The organism is Pseudoalteromonas sp. CuT4-3 (assembly GCF_035666335.1).
In the GTDB taxonomy this organism is placed as follows: domain Bacteria; phylum Pseudomonadota; class Gammaproteobacteria; order Enterobacterales; family Alteromonadaceae; genus Pseudoalteromonas; species Pseudoalteromonas atlantica.
The window spans coordinates 1,809,107-1,831,497 of record NZ_CP142030.1 but is presented as its reverse complement, the minus strand read 5'-3'; the positions used below and the strand labels follow the sequence as shown (position 1 = coordinate 1,831,497).

General features: G+C 41.3%; 20 protein-coding genes and 2 pseudogenes. 10 read left to right on the top strand and 12 right to left on the bottom strand.

Annotated elements, in window-relative coordinates:
- Positions 1-60 precede the first annotated feature (60 nt).
- Positions 61-810, top strand: coding sequence for an electron transfer flavoprotein subunit beta/FixA family protein (locus VOI46_RS08295; protein WP_004586651.1), 750 nt, complete (start codon positions 61-63; stop codon positions 808-810).
- Positions 811-1,737 (top strand): FAD-binding protein, encoded by a 927-nt coding sequence (locus tag VOI46_RS08290; protein WP_004586650.1) that lies wholly within the window; start codon positions 811-813, stop codon positions 1,735-1,737.
- A 231-nt stretch (positions 1,738-1,968) separates the two neighbouring features.
- Here the strand turns inward: VOI46_RS08290 and VOI46_RS08285 are convergent, their stop codons facing one another.
- Both VOI46_RS08285 and asnS read right to left on the bottom strand, forming a co-directional pair.
- Positions 1,969-2,721, bottom strand: coding sequence for a substrate-binding domain-containing protein (locus VOI46_RS08285; RefSeq protein WP_004586649.1), 753 nt, complete (start codon positions 2,719-2,721; stop codon positions 1,969-1,971).
- A 151-nt stretch (positions 2,722-2,872) separates the two neighbouring features.
- Positions 2,873-4,270, bottom strand: a complete 1,398-nt coding sequence (asnS, locus tag VOI46_RS08280) for an asparagine--tRNA ligase (RefSeq protein ID WP_004586648.1) — start codon at positions 4,268-4,270, stop codon at positions 2,873-2,875.
- Between the two features lie 447 nt (positions 4,271-4,717).
- On the opposite strand from asnS, the gene VOI46_RS08275 reads away from it, so the two are divergent.
- Positions 4,718-5,152, top strand: a complete 435-nt coding sequence (locus tag VOI46_RS08275) for an ATP-binding protein (protein ID WP_004586647.1) — start codon at positions 4,718-4,720, stop codon at positions 5,150-5,152.
- Positions 5,153-5,170: 18 nt separating this feature from the next.
- Here VOI46_RS08275 and VOI46_RS08270 read toward each other — a convergent pair.
- The 7 genes and pseudogenes from VOI46_RS08270 to bioA form a co-directional block, all read right to left on the bottom strand.
- A pseudogene (locus tag VOI46_RS08270) lies at positions 5,171-5,617 on the bottom strand (CatB-related O-acetyltransferase); the annotation flags it as partial.
- Positions 5,618-5,929: 312 nt separating this feature from the next.
- A pseudogene (locus VOI46_RS08265) lies at positions 5,930-6,136 on the bottom strand (chloramphenicol acetyltransferase); the annotation flags it as partial.
- An 18-nt stretch (positions 6,137-6,154) separates the two neighbouring features.
- Positions 6,155-7,168: an ABC transporter ATP-binding protein gene (locus VOI46_RS08260; protein ID WP_004586644.1), complete on the bottom strand. Its 1,014-nt coding sequence runs from the start codon at positions 7,166-7,168 to the stop codon at positions 6,155-6,157.
- Between the two features lie 14 nt (positions 7,169-7,182).
- Positions 7,183-8,682 carry an iron ABC transporter permease gene (locus tag VOI46_RS08255; protein ID WP_004586643.1) on the bottom strand — a complete coding sequence of 500 codons (1,500 nt, stop codon included), beginning with the start codon at positions 8,680-8,682 and terminating at the stop codon, positions 7,183-7,185.
- Positions 8,683-9,723, bottom strand: coding sequence for an extracellular solute-binding protein (locus VOI46_RS08250; RefSeq protein ID WP_004586642.1), 1,041 nt, complete (start codon positions 9,721-9,723; stop codon positions 8,683-8,685).
- Positions 9,724-10,536 carry a hypothetical protein gene (locus tag VOI46_RS08245; RefSeq protein WP_004586641.1) on the bottom strand — a complete coding sequence of 271 codons (813 nt, stop codon included), beginning with the start codon at positions 10,534-10,536 and terminating at the stop codon, positions 9,724-9,726.
- A gap of 163 nt (positions 10,537-10,699) precedes the next feature.
- A complete protein-coding gene (gene bioA, locus VOI46_RS08240; protein ID WP_004586640.1) occupies positions 10,700-12,001 on the bottom strand; it encodes an adenosylmethionine--8-amino-7-oxononanoate transaminase in 1,302 nt (433 codons plus the stop codon).
- Positions 12,002-12,093: 92 nt separating this feature from the next.
- On the opposite strand from bioA, the gene bioB reads away from it, so the two are divergent.
- From bioB to htpX, 6 genes are all read left to right on the top strand, one after another.
- Complete coding sequence (gene bioB, locus VOI46_RS08235) at positions 12,094-13,134, top strand: biotin synthase BioB (RefSeq protein WP_004586639.1); 1,041 nt, start codon at positions 12,094-12,096, stop codon at positions 13,132-13,134.
- An 11-nt stretch (positions 13,135-13,145) separates the two neighbouring features.
- Entirely contained in the window at positions 13,146-14,303 is a 1,158-nt protein-coding gene (locus VOI46_RS08230; RefSeq protein ID WP_004586638.1) for an 8-amino-7-oxononanoate synthase, read from the top strand.
- A complete protein-coding gene (locus tag VOI46_RS08225) occupies positions 14,300-15,196 on the top strand; it encodes a methyltransferase domain-containing protein (protein WP_004586637.1) in 897 nt (298 codons plus the stop codon). The genes VOI46_RS08230 and VOI46_RS08225 overlap by 4 nt, the downstream gene beginning before the upstream one ends.
- A 29-nt stretch (positions 15,197-15,225) precedes the next feature.
- Positions 15,226-15,909 (top strand): dethiobiotin synthase, encoded by a 684-nt coding sequence (gene bioD, locus VOI46_RS08220; RefSeq protein WP_004586636.1) that lies wholly within the window; start codon positions 15,226-15,228, stop codon positions 15,907-15,909.
- A gap of 145 nt (positions 15,910-16,054) precedes the next feature.
- On the top strand, positions 16,055-17,626 hold the full coding sequence (locus VOI46_RS08215) for an FAD-dependent oxidoreductase (RefSeq protein ID WP_004586635.1): 1,572 nt from the start codon (positions 16,055-16,057) through the stop codon (positions 17,624-17,626).
- Positions 17,627-17,854: 228 nt separating this feature from the next.
- Entirely contained in the window at positions 17,855-18,718 is an 864-nt protein-coding gene (gene htpX, locus VOI46_RS08210) for a protease HtpX (protein WP_004586634.1), read from the top strand.
- Positions 18,719-18,800: 82 nt separating this feature from the next.
- Here htpX and gloA read toward each other — a convergent pair whose 3' ends face one another.
- Positions 18,801-19,328, bottom strand: coding sequence for a lactoylglutathione lyase (gloA, locus tag VOI46_RS08205; protein WP_004586633.1), 528 nt, complete (start codon positions 19,326-19,328; stop codon positions 18,801-18,803).
- Positions 19,329-19,590: 262 nt separating this feature from the next.
- On the opposite strand from gloA, the gene VOI46_RS08200 reads away from it, so the two are divergent.
- Positions 19,591-20,124 (top strand): hypothetical protein, encoded by a 534-nt coding sequence (locus VOI46_RS08200; RefSeq protein ID WP_232423975.1) that lies wholly within the window; start codon positions 19,591-19,593, stop codon positions 20,122-20,124.
- Position 20,125: 1 nt separating this feature from the next.
- On the opposite strand, the gene VOI46_RS08195 is transcribed toward VOI46_RS08200, so the two are convergent.
- Positions 20,126-21,715 (bottom strand): MASE1 domain-containing protein, encoded by a 1,590-nt coding sequence (locus VOI46_RS08195; protein WP_004586631.1) that lies wholly within the window; start codon positions 21,713-21,715, stop codon positions 20,126-20,128.
- Positions 21,702-22,331, bottom strand: coding sequence for a response regulator transcription factor (locus VOI46_RS08190; RefSeq protein WP_282337589.1), 630 nt, complete (start codon positions 22,329-22,331; stop codon positions 21,702-21,704). Before VOI46_RS08190 ends, VOI46_RS08195 begins: the two co-directional genes overlap by 14 nt.
- Positions 22,332-22,391: the final 60 nt, after the last annotated feature.

Sequence of the window (22,391 nt, the reverse complement as noted above, 5' to 3'; positions counted from 1 at the left end):
ATAAAATAAATAGGTTGACGTACACGTTAGCTTGTAGGTTTAAATATAGATGGAGTTCCTATGAAAGTTCTCGTTCCAATAAAAAGAGTGATCGATTACAACGTTAAAGCACGCGTAAAGGCTGATAACAGCGACGTTGACTTAGCAAATGTAAAAATGGCAATGAACCCATTTTGTGAAATTGCGATAGAAGAGGCCATTCGATTAAAAGAAGCGGGCACAGCAACAGAGGTTATAGCGGTAACAATTGGTGCAAAAGCAGCGCAAGAGCAGCTACGCACCGCACTTGCATTAGGTGCAGATAAAGCCATTCACATCGAAACCGATGAAAAACTAGAATCGCTGCACATTGCTAAATTATTAGCAAAATTAGTTGAGCAAGAAGCCCCAGAACTAGTTATTTTAGGCAAGCAATCTATTGACTCAGACAACAACCAAACAGGCCAAATGCTTGCGGCTTTAACTAAGCGCGGCCAAGGTACGTTTGCCTCTAAGGTGGATATAAACGGTAACACAGTGAATGTAACTCGTGAGGTAGATGGTGGCTTACAAACTGTTGCACTTAAACTGCCCGCTATTGTAACTACCGATTTACGCTTAAACGAGCCTCGCTATGCATCGCTGCCAAATATAATGAAAGCAAAGCGTAAACCACTCGATGTTATAGCAGCAGATTCGTTAGGTGTTGATTTAACACCCCGCGTACAGTTAATAAAAGTAGAAGAGCCGGCTAAGCGCAGTGGCGGTATTATTGTTGAAGATGTAGCCCAACTGGTAGAGAAACTTAAAACAGAGGCAAAGGTGATTTAAATGAAAACACTTGTAATTGCAGAGCACGATAACGGTGCACTAAAACCAGAAACCTCAAAAACAATCAATGCGGCAAGTAAATTAGGCTTTGATATAGATGTACTTATTGCGGGCTTAAATATAGGTGCAATGAGCGAACAGGTTGCCGGTATTGAAGGTGTAACAACTGTACTCACTGCCGATAATGCACTTTATCAGCATCAGTTAGCTGAAAATATGGCCGAGCTTGTTTTAGCTATTGCCGATAATTATACGCATATTGTTGCCAGTGCAACCACCACAGGTAAAAACTTTATGCCTCGAGTTGCAGCGCTTTTAGATGTCGCGCAAGTGTCAGAAATAATAGAAGTAATAGATAGCGATACATTTAAACGCCCCATTTACGCCGGTAATGCAATTGCCACGGTTAAATCGCTTGATAGTAAAAAAGTGATCACCGTACGAGCGAGTAGTTTTGACTTACAAAGCCAACAATCACCTGCAAGCATAAATGCATTAGATACGCTAAGTGATACTCAATTAAGTGACTTTGTAAGTGTTGAACAAACTGAGTCAGAGCGTCCTGAGCTAACTGCAGCAGAGGTAGTTATATCAGGTGGTCGTGGCATGCAAAATGGTGAAAACTTTACTTTATTAAACGGTATTGCTGACAAGTTAGGCGCTGCGATTGGTGCTTCGCGTGCTGCCGTTGATGCAGGCTTTGTACCTAACGATATGCAAGTAGGGCAAACGGGTAAAATCGTGGCGCCTAATCTGTATATTGCCGTGGGCATAAGTGGTGCTATTCAACATTTAGCAGGTATGAAAGACTCAAAAGTTATTGTAGCGATTAATAAAGACCCAGACGCACCTATATTTCAGGTGGCAGATTACGGCCTGGTTGCTGATTTATTTGAGGTATTACCGCAACTTGAAAACGCGCTATAAACATATTCTGGTTGTAAAGCCGCGGTGAACTTAGGTTCCTGCGGCTTTTTTTATTCCACCTCAAGCATAGAATAATGATGCGCTGACAAAGTATCTAAAACACGCTTATCTTTTAATAAATTGAGCAACACCTCTATTTGTTCTACAGAGCGGCTCGATTGGCTATTTACCAATAAAATTAGGGGGCGAACAAACGTATATTCACCATTTTTAATAGTTTCATCTGAAACGTTAACGCCATTGATACCGAGTAAATTTATTTTTATTTATTTTTTTAGAGCCAAGCAGCTGCGAGACTGCACCGTAAGAGTCAAAAGCAATGGCGTTAGGCATGCGTTGTACTATACCAAGGGCTTGGTTAAATTCGTCATACATTTGTACTTCCATTTTAGGAAATAAACCGTGGTTACCTGCCTGCTTTAGTTTAATTGTATTACCATTTGGAACCCGCATAAAAGATAGGTTTAAAAACTCTAATAAAATATCAAAGGTGCCATGGTTATAGGCCTTACTAAACAGGAGAATTTTATTATCTCTTTGTGTCTCTGGTTTGTAATTTGGGTTAACTTCTTGCCACGTTTTATATTTGCCCGCATAAATGTCGCTGAGCTGCTCTACGCTTAGCGAATCAATGTTATTTTTTTTGTTAGTAAAAAATACCAGCGCATCTTGCGCAATAACAATTTGACGTACATGAGGGTATTGCTCTTGCTCTGCATTGGTTAAATAGCGTGATGCTGTACCAATATCAATAATGTTTTGTGCTATGGCTTTAATGCCTTTAGTACTGCCCATAGAGCGGACTTGCATGGCCGTATTAGTTTGCTCTTCATAGTTGGGCTTTAATAAATGCAAAAGGTGCGAGACCGAAGAAGAGCCGCCAATAAGTAAAGGCTTGTGATCGGGGGCGATATCAGAAACTGATGTTGCAATGTTAGAGGATGAAAGCAGAACGGTGGCTGCTAAAATAAGGTTTTTTATCATGCTATTAGCCAAATAACGAATACGTTATAAAACTATAGTTCAAAATTTATAAATCTCTAATTTATAAACAGTATTTAACAAAGCCATAATTAAAAACAATAGGCATTAAAAAGCCAGCAAAAAAGCTGGCTTTTAAAATCAATTAATTTGATTAGTACGTTGCGCTGCCTTTAGTACGAGGGAAGGCAATTACATCACGTACGTTGCCCATACCTGTAACATAAGCAACTAGGCGTTCAAAACCTAAACCAAAGCCAGAGTGTGGCACGCTACCGTATTTACGTAAATCGCGGTACCAGCTGTAATCTTCTTTGTTTAAGCCCATTTCACCTAAACGCGCATCAAGCACATCAAGGCGCTCTTCACGTTGTGAACCTCCAATAATTTCACCAATGCCTGGTGCTACAACGTCCATAGCGGCAACGGTTTTACCGTCTTCGTTTTGGCGCATGTAAAACGCTTTAATATCGCGCGGGTAGTTTTTAATAACAACCGGTGCTTTAAAGTGCTCTTCAGCTAAGTAGCGCTCGTGCTCAGATTGTAAATCTACACCCCATTCAACGGCGTACTCAAACTTTTTACCACATGATTTAAGTATTTCTACGGCGTCAGTGTAATCAACTTGGGCGAAGTCTTTTTCTACAAACTCTTCTAAACGGCTAATCGCTGTTTTTTCGATACGTTGTGCAAAAAATTCCATATCGTCACGGCGCTCTTCAAGTACCGCTTTAAATACGTACTTAAGCATGTTTTCAGCAAGTTTTGCAATATCTTCTAAATCAGCAAATGCTACTTCAGGTTCAACCATCCAAAACTCAGCCAAGTGACGAGACGTGTTTGAGTTTTCTGCACGGAATGTTGGGCCAAAGGTGTAAATTTTTGACATAGCCGATGCGTATGTTTCACCATTTAACTGGCCAGATACCGTTAAAAAGGCTTCTTTACCAAAAAAGTCTTCGCTGTAATCAACGTCGCCTTTATCAGTGCGTGGCAAGTTTTGCATATCAAGTGTTGATACGCGGAACATTTCACCTGCGCCTTCACAGTCACTGGCTGTGATGATTGGGGTGCTGATCCAGTAAAAGCCTTGCTCGTGGTAAAAACGGTGAATTGCTTGTGCTAAACAGTTACGCACACGTGTTACTGCACCTATCATGTTTGTACGTGGGCGAAGGTGAGCGTGCTCACGTAAATACTCAATGCTGTGGCGCTTAGCGGCCATAGGGTATGAATCTGGGTTTTCTACCCAACCTAAAACTGTGACAGAATTAGCTTGAATTTCAAATGACTGACCTTTACCTGCAGATTGCACTAACACACCAGTAACCGACACAGAACAACCGGCTGTTAAGCTAGTAACTTCATCATAATTATTTAGTGAATTAGGAACTACCGCTTGAATAGGATCAAAACACGAACCGTCATGAACGGCTAAAAATGATATTCCTGCTTTTGAATCGCGGCGTGTACGGATCCAGCCTTTTACTGTTACTTGGCTGTCTACCGCAACATTGCCTTTTAATAGCTCTGAAATCGCTAAATGGCTCATCTTCACTCCAATGATATAAGTTGCCTAACTGTATAATATTAACTACTCAACGCAGCGGTTAAATTTAGTGCGTTGAACTTGAACCGTGTATCTTACCTAGTTAAATAAAATAAAAAAACTATTGTGAGCAACTCTTTAAAAGTTTTTATGCAAGTGGGTTACTTTTAAAGCGTTTTTTGCTTTAAATTACCACTATTGTTATTTGGTGCTCTGAAATTTAGTGATTTTGTGGCATTATTACTGCGTGTTGACTCTACGGATTGAAATTAGCCAACCTTAAGGCTATTCAATCACCGAGCAAAATTTGTAAGCTAGTGGGCGCGCTAACTGCTTCAGCGTTATTCTAATGGCTTACAATGATGAAATAATAAGTAACAATTAAGCCGGTAAATCAGCACATCATAATTTTAACTATTTAATATTTACCATTACCCAAAAATGGATGCTATGAAACAAGTTTTTATTTTAAGAGGGCTACCAGGAAGTGGTAAGTCTTACTATGCACAAACCCTAGCCGATGAGCTTGGTGGAGTAGATACAAGCCAGTATTTAATATGTTCAACCGATGACTACTTTGTCAATGAACAGGGCGAGTATCACTTTGATAAATTTAAACTACCGCAATATCATAATTTAAATTTAGCGCGCTTTATAAATGCTTTAGCGCAAAATATTCCGCTTGTAATTGTTGATAACACCAATATAAAAAAATGGGAGTTTATTGCGTACTCTCAAGCAGCACATGCACTTGGTTATCAAGTTAAAGAAGTTATTGTTGGTGAAGTAAAAGACAAGTCTATGCAGCATTTATACGCTAAGCGCAACACGCATAACGTGCCTTTAAAAACCATTAGTAAAATGGCGTACATGTTTGAGTGGTAGGTGAGTGTTACTTATGGGTTATTTAAGCTTTATTAAAGCGCTTAAATCACATTGAGTAATGGCATCTAGATGAGCAGTGATTTTTTCATTGCTCCAATCCCACCAAGCTATATCTAATAACGTACTTATTGTGTTGCTATCAAACCTGGGCTTAATTACTTTTGCCGGATTACCACCTACCACGCTATAAGGGGCTACATCGCAGGTAACCACCGATTTACTTGCAATGATAGAGCCACTGCCAATATTTACCCCTGGCATTATGGTTGCATCATAACCAATCCATACATCGTGACCGATAACCGTATTGCCTTTAAAGGGTAACTCGCCAGCCTGCGGGGCCGAATTTTCCCAGCCGTTGCCAAATATAAAAAATGGATAGGTAGAAAGCCCCGCGGTTTGATGATTAGCGCCGTTCATTATAAAGGTCACATTTTTAGCTATGGCGCAAAACTTCCCAATAAGGGTCTGTTTACCTTTCAGGATTAAAATTTGTTCAAACTAGTGGCAATTTAATCGCGGCGCGAGGTTTGTGACCTAGTGGGCTAAGTGAAAACGGAGCAAAGCTTCCGCATCCTGCTCACGCCCCTTACCTACATCCATGTAGGCAACAAAGAGTTAATTGCCCCTAGGCAGAACCCTTCGGGCAGTGCGTGTTTGGTCTTTATGCTGCGTTATCGCCTATTTATGTGAAATAACCACACTACATAGGCTCTGCCTTGTCTAAAAACCAAACACACTACTGCAAATTTAATCTAGAAAGATAAACAGACCCTCTCGATCCCCAATAAAATCGAAATGGTAAAGGACATTTTTTTCGAAGTTTTCAGGGCCGTCAGGATCGTCAGGATCGTCAGGATCGTCGTAATAGGTATAATCACCCACCACTATATTAGGCGAGGTAGTAAAGTTTTTTAAAAAGCAAACCAGAGGAAAGCCCTCAACAGGGGCAGGGTTATTTGGATTAGGGCCCTGTTTAGGCATAGCTACCTCATAGTTTAATTATTGTTTTTTATACACAGCCAGCGGGTGAGTAGTAACAATAGATACATGAACGCTGTCACCCGGATTAACCACAACCTCGTGGCTTACACGGCTAGTAACGAGCGTATTACAGCTTAATTTAACCGCACATAAACGGCTGCCACCTTCAAAACGTACCCAAACAACTTCACCGTTAGGTTGATTTAAGTTTTGAATAAGTTGTACATCGTCAGGGCGAAGCAACACATCTACATCGCCACTGTCGCAGTCTATACCTTGCCCTGGTGCTACGCCAATGCTAGTGGTTGCTTGGCCATTTTCAAACTGCCCAGCAATAAAGCTTGCCTCACCTAAAAAGCGTGCTACAAAGCGATTGTTTGGCATGCTAAAGCATTGTTCAGGGCTGTCGAGTTGCTGTATTTTACCGTTTTGTAATACACCTACACGGTCACCTACCGAAAGCGCTTCTTCTTGGTCGTGAGTAACCCACACGGCAGGCACTCCCGCTTCTTTTAGGGCGTTTCTTATATCCCAGCGCAGCATATCTTTTAATGCGGCATCAAGGTTAGAAAGGGGTTCATCAAGTAACACAAAATCTGGCTGGTGAGCAAGTGTACGAGCAAGTGCTACACGTTGTTTTTGACCACCAGAGAGGGTGGCTGGCTTTTTTGCTCTAAAATCATTTAGACCAAGTAGTTTAATCCAATGATCGGCAATGGCGGTGTCTTTTAATCTAAAACAAATGTTTTGCTCAACCGTTAAATGAGGAAACAATGCAAAATCTTGAAACACCATACCAACACTGCGTTTTTCAGGGGGCACATTACGTTTTGGCGTTGCGCGCCATTTGCCTACGTTTATTTCACCCTCGCTAATGGGGATAAGCCCTGCAAGTGCTTGCAATATTGTACTTTTACCGCAGCCCGTAGGGCCTACTAGCATGAGAATTTCATTTTCACCTAACGATATATTTAAATCGCTTACTACACGGTTACTGCCGTAATCTATAGACAACTGGCTTACAGATAGCATTTGTTTTTAAATCCTCAATGTTCGAGTTGGTTACGTTTTTCGCCAGACATCATAATAGCTAAGCCACAGGCAGAAATCACCACTAACAATAAACCGGGAATGGCAGCACGGCCAAAATAACCGGCTTCGTACACACGCCATAAATAGGTTGAAAGGGTTTCAAACCCGGTTGGGCCTAGCAATAGCGTTGCTTCAAGCTCGCGCATTGATTCTAAAAATACCAATGCAGCACCGGCAATAATACCACGCATTGTTAGCGGCAGGGTAATGCGTGTAAAGGCTTCACGCGGGCTTGCGCCTAATACGCGCGCCGACTTTATTAAGCTTTGATCTAAATGCTCTGTACTGGTGCGAATAGAGCCAACGGCAAGCGGTAAAAATCGTAGCATGTAAGCAATAATCAGAAGCGCTAATGTTTGATATAAAAACGGGAGTTGCAAGCCGCCATATACCAGCGCGGTGCCCATGACAATGCCAGGAATACCAAAACCAAAATAAGTAACGCGCTCCATTATTCTGCCGGCTTTTCCGGTTAATGCGGCATGAGCAACAGGAATAGCCACAATAACCGCCACTATGGCAGCAATGGCTGAGGCATACGCTGAGTTCCACGCTATGCTAAAGTCAAAATTGCTGTAACCATCGCGTGCTAGCCAAACAAAAAATATCGCCAGCGGTAAACCAATAGCTAACAATAAAATAGGGCCAAACGCAGCAATCATTGCGGTTATTTGCCATTTAGTGGGAAATAAAACCAGTGGGCGACCGTGTCGTTCAGAGGCGGTTTTTATTTGTGATTCTATTAAAAGTAAAAAGCCAACAATAACCATTAATTGCAGCGACAACATCGCCGCGCGCCCTAATGCAAACGCATTGTATTCTACGTAAATTACCCGGGTAAAGGTATCTAGGCGCATCATTGCGGGTGTACCAAAGTCTGAAAGCGTATACAGCGCCACTAATAATGAGCCCGCTGCTATACCGTTAACTACACGGGGTAAAATTACTTTAAACACACTTTGTGTCATCGACATACCCAAGGTACGCGCTGCATTTACCATGCTGGCATCTAAACTGAGCAGTGACGAGCGTGTGGTCATCATTACAAAAGGGAAGGTATACAAGGTCATTACAATGGCTGCACCGCTTAACCCATACATGGGTGGGGTTTCAAAGCCAAGTAGGTTATTTATTTCACCACCTGGGCCAAACGCAGCGTACAAAGTAAATGCGCCAATATAACTTGGAATAGCCAAGGGCGCGGCAAAAATCACCAGCCATATTTTTTTAAAAGGCAAATGCACATAAGCACTTATAAAAGCCAGTGGTACCCCAATCAGAATAGAGCCTAATACGGTTAAGCCCATTAGCGATAACGTATTGCCCAGTATTTTTAAATTATGACTGTCAAAAAGGGTACTGGAGTCGCTAGCAAGGGTAATTAAAATATAAACAGGGGTAATCGTAATGAGCGCTGCAAGCAGCGCCATTGGGTAAGAAGCAGGTATTCGCATTTATAAAACGCCGTTGTTGCGCATCAAGTTGATGGTGGGGCGTAAATCCGCAAGTTGAGTTAAATCAACCTTTGGTGGAGATATGTCACTCAGCGACGGTAAGCCTGCCGGTTGAGTAATGCCATTAACAAGCGGTATTTCATACGCTTCTCGGGCTAAATAACCTTGTACTTCTTCGCTTAATAAGTAACGCATAAAATTAGTAGCAAGCGGGTCATCGTTTAGCGTTAAAATACCCGAGGCATTGACTAAACAACCTGCATCTTGCTCGGTAAAGGCTAAGTCTAATTTAGCATCTGGTTTACCCGATTTAAGACGCAGCGTGTAGTAGTGATTAGCAAAACCAATATCTACTTCACCACGTTCTACTGCCATTACAACACCGAGTTCACCGGCGTATGTTTTAGCGCGCTTTTTAACTTTTTTAAGCCATTTAGCAGTTTTATCATCGCCTTCTAAAATACGCATAGCGGTAACAAACGATTGAAACGATGCATAAGCAGGCGCCCAACCAATTGATAAATCGCTATCTGCAATGTCCATTATGCTTGTTGGAATTTGATCTTTAGTTAAACGCGATGTGTTATACGGCAAGGTTCTGATCCGACCGGTAACCGGCGCCCATTGATCGTATCTAAATTGCGGTTGTAACTGTGCAGATAAATCACTCGGCAAGGGCTTTGCAAGGCCTGCATCGGTAACTAGGCCAATAGCGCCTGAGTCAACCGCCCAAAATAAATCGGCACGGCGTACACCCGCCTTTGCCTCTGCCACAATAGTATTGGCAAGTGCAGCAGTCGGGCCGCGGCGAATAGCTAAGTTAAAGTCAGGATTTTTTTTCTGAATCGCTTGTAATACATTTTCATACAAACCACCTTCACCACGGCCTAGGTATAAGGTTAAATCACCTTTAAGCTTTGGTAAATTATCAACAGAAACTGGATTTGCTATATCGGCAGCTAGTGCGCGAGAAAGGGGCAGTGGCAAAGCGCCAACAACCCCTAACGCAGCTAGGCCTTGTATAAAGGTCCTACGCTTCACTTAAAAAACATCCTTACGCGACTTCTCCGCTTTTTCTATTAGCGTTTTAGCGCGGTCTAATTTAGTGTGCATATCACTTACCACGTCACGTACTTCATCAACGCTTTTAGCGCTTTTAATTGTTTGCGGTAGTGTTACGTTAAAATCTTTTTCCAGCACTTCTACTAGTTTTGCATCTTGTTCGATAAGCGTACCTTCTACGCCTTCAAAAAGGTGTAAATACGTATCGTGAACAATTTCAGTGGCTTCTTCGTTTAAGCGCTCTGCAAATTTAGCAACAACACGGTCAAGCTTGTGCTTGATTTCGTCAATGGTGGCACTTTGGGTCATGCCTTCTGTAGCAGTGGCTTTAACTGTATCAAGTAAGCCTTTTTGCTGGAATTTTGCCGCAAGCTTAACAGCACCAAGACCTTGCCACAAGGCTATGTTCATGGCTTTTTGCTGATTGCGCACTTCTTGGGCAGGCTTGTTGTTATCAATGGCCATTTTTACACCATAAATGCCTTGCCAAATTGAGGCATATACAGGCACAAAGTTAGTTTCAATAGCGCTGTGAAACTTAACCGACTCCCAATATTCAATTAAATCGTCGCTGTTTACAGCCTTTGCACCGCTTTTGCTGTAGTCAGTTACCATGGTGTCTACTTTACCAACCATCCATTCAACTTCTTCTGAATAGTCTTTAATGTTTTCTTGTAAATGGTTTACGTGCTCACCAATTGGGCCGTTAGCTAGCGCCGGTTGCGTTACAAAAGCAGAAGCTAACAATAAGCTTGCACCTAATGTTTTTACAGATTTAGAAAGGTGTTTCATAGTAAAGAGTCCGAAAAGGTAATTGTAAATGATAGACATTATCATATCCGTAATATTTACTAAAATCAATATAACAAATACGTCAATGCAAAGCTCAAAACCTGAGCAAAATTAATACCTAACAGGCAAATAATGACTATGCCTTTTAGGTATAATTTAACGCTTAGCAGTAATGCTTACCTGTAATTGCAGTGTAAATGGCATCACATAAGGTGTTTATACTGGCTGAGTCACTTATATACGGGGGCATTAGGTAAATAAGTTTACCAAAGGGTCTAATCCATACGCCTTGTTCTACAAAAAAGGCTTGAATTTTAGCAACATCTACATTGCCAGCAGCATCAGTTAGCTCTACAACACCTATTGCGCCTAAGGTACGCACATTGGCAACAGCATCTAATTCATTGCACTTTTTAAGCTGTTGTAGTTGAGTGTTTATATCGCTAATGCGTTGTTGCCAATCCTGCGCTAAAAGTAAATCTATACTGGCGCACGCAACCGCACAGGCAAGCGGGTTGCCCATAAATGTAGGTCCGTGCATCAAAACGCCGGCTTCGCCTTCACTAATGCCTATGGCTATTTTATCACTGGTTAATGTAGCCGAAAGGGTCATTGAGCCACCGGTAAGGGCTTTGCCAATACATAAAATATCAGGCTCTATATTAGCGTGCTCTACAGCAAATAATTTACCTGTGCGGCCAAACCCTGTGGCTATTTCATCACAAATCAGTAATACATTATATTGTGTGCATAATTTACGAACGCAAGCTAAATACGCGGGGTGATAAAAGTTCATGCCGCCGGCGTTTTGTACTATGGGCTCAATAATAAAGGCGGCTACCTCGTGGTGGTGCGTTTTAAAGTATTGTTCAAGTGTTTGGGCTTCTGCTTGGTTAAACTCGCCATTAAATTTACTTACAGGGGCGGGTACAAACACATGCTCTGGTAAAAAACCTTTATATAAACTGTGCATAGAATTAACCGGATCGCACACGCTCATAGCGGCAAATGTATCACCATGATAACCCTTATACGGCGTCATTAATTTTTGCTTGTGTGTAAACCCTTGGCTTAACCAATATTGCAGCGCCATTTTAATCGCTACTTCTACACTTACCGATCCGCTATCGGCTAAAAACACCTTAGTTAAACTTTTTGGGGTAATTGTAATAAGCCTTTTACACAGCTCTACCGCGCTGTTATGGGTAATGCCGCCAAACATTACATGGCTCATGCTATTAATTTGTTCAACCATGGCGTTATTTAATACCGGATGATTATAGCCATGAATTGCGCTCCACCATGAGGCCATGCCATCAATGAGTTGCTCGCCGGTTTCTAGGTAAATTAAATTATGATTTGCATGAGTAACAGGGTAAACCGGAATAGGCTGTGTCATTGATGTGTAAGGGTGCCAAATATGGTCACGATCAAAATCAAGGTCAATCGTTTGTTTTTTATTCATATGTAAACTTTAACGTGGTGGGTTTCGTTGACAATGGTACTTCAAGACGTAGACTAATCCAACATCACCACTGAGAAAAATAAGAGACTACTATGGAACTTGCACCTGTTCGCCACGATTGGACCCACGCCCAAGTAAAGGCATTATTTGAAATGCCATTTAACGATTTATTATTTAAAGCGGCATCGGTTCATCGCGCTAATTTTAATCCTAACGAAGTACAAATATCTACTTTATTATCTATTAAAACAGGGGCTTGCCCTGAGGATTGTAAATACTGTCCACAATCGGGGCATTATAAAACCGATTTAGAGCGCGAGCGCCTACTAGAAGTAGAAAAAGTGGTAGAGCAAGCACGCCTAGCTAAACAAAAAGGCGCAACCCGTTTTTGTATGGGCGCAGCATGGTCAGATCCAAAAGACAGAGACATGCCGTATATTTCTAAAATGGTTAAAGAAGTAAAAGAACTTGGCCTAGAAACCTGTATGACGCTTGGTAAACTTACTAACGAAAAAGCACATGAGCTGAGTAGCGCAGGGCTAGATTACTACAATCATAACCTCGACACTTCGCCTGAATATTACGAGCAAATTATATCTACGCGCACCTTTGAAGACAGATTAAACACCATAGATCACGTACGTGACGCCGGCATGAAAGTATGCTCAGGCGGTATTGTCGGTATGGGCGAGCAAGCAAGCGACCGTTACGGTTTATTAATGCAGCTGGCAAATTTACCACAACAACCTGAAAGCGTACCTATTAATATGTTGGTAAAAGTAAAAGGCACACCGCTTGAAAACGTAGACGATTTAGATCATTTTGAATTTATACGTACCATAGCTACCGCCCGTATTATGATGCCACACAGCTATGTGCGTTTATCGGCAGGTCGCAGCGCCATGAACGAGCAAATGCAATCAATGTGCTTTTTTGCAGGCGCTAACTCAATATTTTATGGTGATAAGCTACTCACCACCGAAAACCCAGAGGCCGATGCCGACATGAAGCTAATTAAAAAATTAGGCATGAACCCAGAAAAACACCAAGACTATTCAGACGAAGCCGTTGCCGCATCGCTGTCATCGCAAGTGGCCGATAAAGCAACGTCAGCCTTATTTTACGAAGCCTAAGCTTACCTTTTATGCCATTTGAATTTTTAAATACGCATTTGCAGCAACAACAGCAACATGCGTTATTGCGTAAACGCTATGTGGTGCAGCGCGCCACAGCACGTACCATTACGGTAAATAACGCAACGTACCTTAATTTTGCCAGTAATGACTACCTAGGCTTTGGTGATTGCAGTATTAACTTTGAGCAAAACAACGTACTCGGTAGCCACAGCTCACCTTTAGTGACTGGGTATCAGGCGCAGCAACAACAGCTAGAGCAATACTTATGTAGCGCGCTTGGCTACGAAGCTGGCATGTTGTTTAACTCGGGCTTTAGTGCAAATAGCAGTGTAATTAAAGCGCTGTTTAACGATAAAAACGCTGCGCAAAACAGTGCTATTTTTCAAGATAAGCTAAACCACGCTAGCTTGATTGACGGCGCAATGCACTCAAATGCCGCATTGATCCGCTTTAACCATAACGATTTAAAGCATTTACGTTCGCGGCTCGAAAAATCAAAAGCACACAATAAGCTAATTATTAGCGAAGGGGTGTTTTCGATGGATGGCGACACCGCCCCCATAAAAGAGCTGCTTGCTTTAGCTAAAGAGCACAATGCCTGGCTTATGATTGACGATGCACATGGTTTTGGCGCACTAGGTAAAACCGGTTTAGGTAGCTGTGAGGCATTATTAGATGAAGGCTTAGCACTTCCCGATATACTGGTTATTACTTTTGGAAAAGCAGTAGCAAGCAGCGGAGCCTGTGTATTAGCAAATAATGAATTTATTAATTACATGCTGCAGTTTAACCGCGACTACACGTATTCAACCGCTATGTCGCCGCTTATGGCAGCACTTACGCTTACGCGCTTGCAAGCCATAAAATGTGCAGATGTTAAACGCCAGCAGCTTATTAGTAACATTGCTTTTTTTAAGCAGCTTTGTAAACAACACGCCATTGCGGTAATGGTTTCAAACACCGCTATTCAGCCCATTGTACTTGGCTGCGCCGAACAAACGTTACACGCAGCACAAAGGCTTAAACAGCAGGGTATTTGGCTAACCGCTATTCGCCCACCTACGGTTGCGCACAATACCGCGCGGTTACGTGTAACCTTAACAGCGGCGCATACCCATACAGATATAACAGCCCTTGTTGAGCAATTAAAAGGCGGCATAGCATGATTGCGCAGGCTTTAGCTCATACCCACAGTAAGCAAGCTTTAAATAAAAAGCCCGCGCTTTTACCTATAAATGGGGCTCCACAAAATAGTGCGCTTATACAAAGTGCTGAGCAAGTAGGCCCTCATACTGCGCTTAAAAAGGGGGCGAGTGATAAGTTTTCTAAAGCAGCTGAGCAGTACAACAGCCATGCCAATGTACAAAAACAGGCAGCAAGCGATTTATTTAAATTAATAAACTCCCAGTCGCACAACCAAAATAAGCGCTGTGTAGATTTAGGAGCTGGCCCACTGGTTAATACTTCGCAGCTAAGCAAACTATACGGCCAAGTAATTGCGATAGATTTAAGCTTAAACATGCTTAAAAGCGCTGCATTAACTAACCCAAAAGTTTGCGCTGATATGGATAACCTGCCGCTACAAGCAAGCAGTATTGACGCCATATTTAGTAATTTTGCAGTGCAGTGGTCGGCTAATTTTGAAAAATTAATGTATGCGCTTTATAAAAGCTTAAAGCCTGGCGGGCAGGCTTATATAAGCACCGTAGTGGCGGGCTCGCTTAACGAAATTAAAACAGCGTTTGCAGCGCTTGATAACCGTAGCCATATAAATACCTTTAATACACACGCTTATATAAACCAGTCGGTCCAAAAGGCGGGGTTTAGTATTAATAGCTCACAAAAAGTAATTTATACCGATTGTTATTCAAGCCCGTTAAAAGCCATTAAATCTATTAAAGCCATTGGAGCTACAACGCAAAATCATGCTAATTCACGCCAAGGGTTATTAACTAAGTCGGCGCTACAACGGGTGTGCAATGCGTATCCGCTTTTAAACAATCAAGCGTGTGTATCTTACCATGTGGTATTGTTATCATTACATAAAAGCCATGAGTAGCTAATATTAAAATTAATCAAGGCAGTAAAATGAAAGAATTTTTTATTACCGGTACCGACACCGACGCCGGAAAAACCCACGTGACTAGTTTGCTATTAAAGCTACTTGCCCAACATAAAAAAAACGCAATTGGCTTTAAGCCACTTGCCGCAGGCTGCGAAATGGCGTTTGATCAGCTAGTTAATGCCGATGCACTCATGCTAATGGAAAGCGCCACGGTCAGTGCTAAATACGATGTAATAAACCCCTTTGCCTTTGCGCCGCCCATTGCGCCGCACATAGCCGCAGAGCAAGTAGGGGTAACCATTACGCTCGATAAACTAAGCACAGCGTACTCAACGCTTAAACAACAAGGTGCCGATTACCACCTAACCGAAGGCGCTGGTGGCTGGGCACTGCCAATTAATAACACCGATTATTTATATGACTGGGTTAAGGCCGAGCAACTCCCCGTAATTTTAGTAGTAGGCATGAAACTAGGCTGTTTAAACCATGCTTTACTTACCGCTGCCCATATGCAAAGTTTAGGCATTAATTGTGTAGGCTGGATTGCCAACCAAGTTGACCCAAATATGGACGAATACCAAGCTAACCTTGATTCGTTAAAGGCACGCTTGCCATTTCCTATTTTGGCTATAAGCCCATACAGCGAGCAAACCCCTAAACTGCAAATATACAAAACCTTGCTTAATACCCTCAATATACAGAGCTAATTGTGGCTGCTTTGCGTTTTTAAATGCAAAGCAGTTTTTATATTAAATACATGAACTTATTAATTGTATTTACGCCTTGAAATTACCCCCTTTAGTACACATATTACAAGTTAAAGCTATTGTTACTAAGGAAATAAACCGCTACATGACGCACCCATATATTAAACGCTTCGCTCATAACACACAGGTAACGGGTGAACCCGAGGTAAAGCCAAGTGCTCAGCCTAAAACCCGTGTGGGCATTTTAGGTGGCGGCACAGCAGGGGCAACAATAGCTATTCGATTGGCAGCGCTAGGGATTCATACCACTATTTTTGAGAAAAAAAAGTCACTTATAGATGGCCCACCTATGTGCCATTTACACGCCGGAGGTAATTTATACCGTGAAATACCAGACGAAGACTGCATAGATTTACTCAAACAATGTATCGATATTTTACGCCTATACCCCTACACCATAGATGTACGCCCAACCGTGTTTGCAGTGCCAACGCGTGATGACGACTCACCCGATGATTTACTACCAAGATTAAATAAAATCACCAACGCGTATAAAGAGTTAGTTGAGCAAGATCCTAACAACAAAGTACTTGGTGAGCCCAACAATTACTACCAGCTGTATAGCCATGAACAAATGATAGCGCTGAGTAAAAAAGAGCAGGTTAGTGAGCCTAAAACTCTAGATGAGTGGATGATCCCCGTTGCTAAGCACCTAAACTTAAACAAAGTAAAATACCCGCTAATTGTTGCTCAAGAATACGGGTGGAATATTTTTAGGTTATCGGCCAGCGCCCAACTTGCGCTTGCCCAGTACGAACACGCTAATGTACTTACCAGCACAGAGGTAAAGCAAGTTAGCCAAGCTGAGCAAACCAGTGCCAATAACCAATCGCCAACTTGGAAAATTGAATACCAAAATAACCAAAGCGATACTACGCAAACAGTAGAGGTAGACTACCTTATTAATGCCTGCGGCTTTCAAACCGGTATTGTAGATGACATGGTAGGCGTAGAGGCCAAACGTATGGTCGAATTTAAAGCCTCTTACATTACGCATTGGCAAGGTGCTGGCGGGCAAATTCCAGAAATTATTATTTATGGTAACCGTGGCACGCCAGAGGGCATGGCACAGCTAACGCCTTATCCTAATGGCTATTATCAAATTCATGGTATGACCAACTCAATTACCTTGTTTAACGATGGCCTAGCCGATACCAACGAGCAAAGTGCACAGCCGCAATTGCCAGCTAAATACTTAAATTACATAAACAATGGGTGGGATCAGCAAGTACTAAAAGCGCGTAGCCAAAAAGCCATTGATTATGTAGCCGAGTTTGTTCCGGCATTTAAAAACGCCAACACGCAAAACAATGCCTTGTTTGGTGGCCAGCAAATCCCAGGAGAAGACGACACCTTGCGCGTCGCCGATGTTAGCTTATATTCGCATATTAGCTACGCACGAGCGGAAAACGTAAAAGCGTCATCTACCTTAATCGCTGCCGATGAAATAGTGGCTGAATTTACTAAACTTGGCCTAATAAGCGACGATGCGCGCATAAATGAGCATCGTACACATCACCAGTGGACGTATCTTCAACAACACAACCATGCAGATATAACCAAGGTGGCACAATTACTCGCAAAAGAGCGCGGCTTTCCTACAGATATGGCAACAATTAATAATTGCATTACAAGTAGCGGCATAACCAGCAACTAATTGTTTTTATTGGCGTAACGAGGTTTAATAACTGCGTTACGCCACACTTAACTCCCTTTTTAAACTCCTCAAAAATTTATTAATAAACCTGCAAATAACCCTTGCGTTATGACATAGTTTGTCACAGAATAGCCTCAACGTGATGACATAGTGTGTCATAGCGTAATGATTGCTTTAACCTAATTTAATTTTATGTTCGGTGATCAAACCTATTTTTGTGAGGACAATATGAAACGTATATTTTTGTTTTTATTAACTAACCTAGCGGTTATGTTGGTATTAGGTGTAGTGCTTTCAATAATAATGAGCGCGCTGGGTTTGAGCCATCGTAGCCTTGGCGGAATATTACTTATAGCCTCTGTATTTGGCTTTGGTGGCTCGTTTATTTCATTATTTATGTCTAAGTGGATTGCTAAAAAATCAACGGGCGCACAGGTAATTACTCAACCGCGCAACGAAACCGAGCACTGGCTTGTACAAACTTTATCAGCACAAGCTCAAAAAGCAGGTATAAAAATGCCTGAAGTAGCAATTTACGACAGCCCAGAAATGAACGCCTTTGCAACCGGCCCAAGCACAAACAACTCGCTGGTGGCGGTAAGCACAGGTTTATTACATAACATGAATCAAGACCAAGCCGAAGCCGTACTTGCCCACGAAGTATCGCACGTAGCTAACGGCGACATGGTAACGCTTACGCTAATACAAGGCGTGGTAAATACCTTTGTAATATTTGCTGCCAAAGTACTGGCAGGCATAGTTGATAACTTTTTAAATGGCGATGAAGAAGAGGGCGGTAGTAGCTGGTCTTACTTTTTATTCGACATGTTATTCCAAGTTGTATTTGGTGTGCTTGCAAGCATAGTGGTTGCAAGTTACAGCCGTAAGCGTGAATTTGCAGCCGACAGCGGCGCAGCAAAATTGGTAGGTGCAGACAAAATGCGTTCAGCGCTTGAGCGATTAAAGCAAAACCACCCATCGCAATTACAAGGCTCAATGATGGCCTTTGGTATTGCAAGTGGTAAAGGGATGGCTGAACTCTTTTCATCTCACCCACCGCTTGATGCGCGAATAGACGCCCTGCGTAAATAAGCTAACCCTTATTTAAAAACACAAAAGCCAGCTAATTAGCTGGCTTTTTAGTATGTGGTAACTGGTTTATCAAGCGTTAAAGTTATTTACCAAAAATAATATCGGTAATGCCCTCAGGTGAAAGTATTTCTATCCAGTAGCCGTCAGGGTCTTTTATAAATGCTAAGCCCTTCATTGAACCATCATCTGGCTTTTTAACAAATTCTACATTGTATTTTGCAAAGCGCTCACTGGCAGCGTATACATCGGGTACGCTAATACCAATATGGCCAAAGCCTTTAGGCTCTAGGTTACCGCTGTGGTAGCCCTCAAAGCTATCGTCGTCTTCTGTACCCCAGTTATGGGTAAGCTCGATTAGTGCAGGGCGACCAAATACCCATTTAGCTTTGGTTTTATCATCACCTTGCGGCTGCTCTGGCTCGTAGCCTAAAAAGTACAATGTAAACTTCATTTCAGGAAAGTCATACTTACCTAACAGCTTCATACCTAATACATTTTGATAAAATTCGAGCGACGGTTTGGGATCTTTAATACGCAACATAGTTTGCTGCATCACATAGCCTTTAGTGGCCTGTTCAATTTGCTCTGTAGATTCGTTATAGCTAGACATGGTAATCCTTTGTATAAATTAAGAAGCGTAAACTTAGATATAATGCTTAAACCAACATAATCAACTCTCAGCTAAATAAAAACTCATCCGCATACATCACTATTTATAATGGATTAAGTCCATAAAGCAGAAGTTAATAAATATACCACATTATTTTCTAAGCCATTTTCCTAGATGAGTTAGGAATATGGATGATTTTTAATTATCTAAATACTCATAAACTATACCTAAACAAGGATTTAGGGTATCAAGTATGATTTGTATGGATGAAAATATAACTGAATTTGGCAACATGAGTGTATTGCTTAATATTCAAAGTGAAACAAGTTACTGTATACAGTGGTTTAGCAAAATGACCGGCGCAACAGTTATACTTACCCGCAAAGCATCACGGCAGTACCAAGTTACCAGAAAGTGGGCTTCAGGGCGCGAGCTTGACGATGTATTGAGTGAGTTTACCCATGCTAACCAGGCAATTATTCACTTTTTAAATAATGTTGATATAGCAAAAATTAACGAACAAAGAATTATTGCAGCAAAATATCACTGCATAAATTTATTTGCAGAAGCTGAAGGGTTAAGGCCAATAACCAACCTTAATTTACCAAAACCTAGGCTACAAGAAGCGATTGGCAAAAAGGTGTTGATAAAATCAACATTAGGCAATAACAACATAGCAACCGGATTATTACTTCAGCTGGTGGGCAACCAAGTTGAAATACAAGTCAACACCGACGATGCATACTGTGACCAACCAAGGCAAAAATTTTACACCAAGCAAGTATCTATTTGCTAAATTAACCAACTGTTTTTATTGGCAGTTTTACTTTAATAGTAAAACCGCCATCATTAATAATTTCAAAACTTCCCCCTAATGCCATAGAGCGCTCTTGCATAAAAGCTAAGCCATAGTGTCCGGTGTTGTCGGTTAACTTTACACTATCGCCGTTATCTCTAATTTCCAACTCACTAAAATGCTCGCTCGATTTAATGTTTATAGTTAGTGAGTTTGCATTACTATGTTTAATACAATTGGTTACTGCCTCTTGGCAAATTCTATAAACAGCAATTTCATGCTCTTTAGAAAGAGCTTGTTCTAGTGTAAAACTTACTTCGTAACTTATATTAGCCTGATTAAGTAAGCTTTTTAAGCGTCCCTGAACCACTGCTTTTTTAAGCCCTAGCTCATCAAGTTCTCGTGGGCGTAGATAATGCATTAACTGATAAACAGAGTCGTACATGGCATTTGCATTATTTTTTAATGTTGTAACAAAGGTTTGTGTTTTTTCATTACTAATATGAGACAAAATAGCTAAATCTGTTTTTAAAGCTGTTAAGTTTTGGCCAAGTTCATCGTGTAACTCTTGTGAAAGGTGTTTACGTTCATTTTCTTGAACGGTAACCATTTTAGCTGCAAGGCGTGAATTTTGATCAAGCTGCTTAGTCAGTGCTCGGTTAATTTTTTTTAACTCTACATTTTTACGTTTAAGCTCAGTAATAGCCGCGCCTAGAACCATGCTGGTAATGGCATTGGCTAAAATAAATAGTTGGCTTATATATGTATTACTCGGTTCGTCAGTAATGATTGCTTCAACAATTATTAAAGCGTTAATAAGCGTTGCGCTAGTAATTGCGCCTACAATACCAAACCGATACGAAAACCAAATAATAGGCAACAAAGATGCAAGGCGAAGTAACGGGTAGGTATCGGGGCGTAGTAAGTATGCAAATATCAGCACAAATATTACTATGGCTAATGTTAAGGTTAAATTAGTCACTTTAAGTAATGCAGGGCGCTTTAATGGTAGCTTTAAAGAGTGAACTAACATAATAAACGGCGCAATGAGCAACGAGCCTGTTATATCGCCTAGGCACATATTTAATTGATACTGCAATAGCTCTTTAGCAACCTGAAAGTTTGTAAATTCGAATGCGCTTGAGAACAAAAACCACTTTATTGAAGTGCTTGCTACACATAACAAAATTAACGAAAGTATACCTAAGCTATTATTAATGCTTGGCGGCCAACGACTGTGTTTAAACACATACACAAGCGCATAAAAACAAAGCTCCTGCCAAAAGCCATGCAGTAAATTAAACTCCCAAACACCAGAACCTAAATACCCAAAGTGCGCTGCCAAAGCACGAGACGATAACCACAAAGTGACCCAATAGCGTGTTGGCGAAAGCAAATAAAAAGCAATTTTTATTCCCGCAGGAATAAATATAGCACTACTCTCTGGCACAGTTTCTAAATTAGTGCCAACCCAAAAAGCAGCAATGCAGGCAACAAAATATATTCCACCTAGTAAAAGGTGCTTTGTAATTTCTTTAATACATGCAATAGCAGAAAAGTTAAAAGCGGGTAGTGTACTAGGTAAGTTCATCTAGCTTTATTACTCCAGCATCAATGGCTATTTTTAACAGTTCAAACGAAGTGGTTACATTAAGCTTGCTGTAAATATTTGCCTTATGCACGTGCGCTGTTTTAGGCATTATTTCTAATTGTTGCGCTATCTGTTTAGCATTTAATCCTTTTGCTAACAGTGGCAAAGCTTCAAGCTCTCGGTTAGTTAACATAGTTAAAACTGAGCTTTGTGTATTTAGTGCAAAATTTACGTCTTCACTTATATAGCGTTTACCCAGCGCAACCGATTTAACTGCATCAATTAGCTCTTCCGATGCAGAGCGCTTAGACACATAACCAAGGGCACCTAGGCGAAGTGCATTACTCACATAAGGTTCGTAATCGTGCATGGAGGCAACAATTGTTTTTATTTCAGGGAAATTTTCGTTAAGGTAGGTTAAAAACGTAAGGCCAGTTTGAGATTCATTAAGTGATATATCTACAATAAATATATCGGGTTGCTCAAGTGTAACGGCTAGTATTGCTTGGTCAACATTGCAGGCTTCTATTATTACTTCCCAGTCTGCATGTAGTTCTAATAGTTTTTTAAAACTGTCGCGTACTAATTGATGATCTTCAATTATTCCAATGTGCATGTATTTCTCCCTTTAGATTTATTATACATTGAAATACTTAACCATTAGCCAAAATATTTA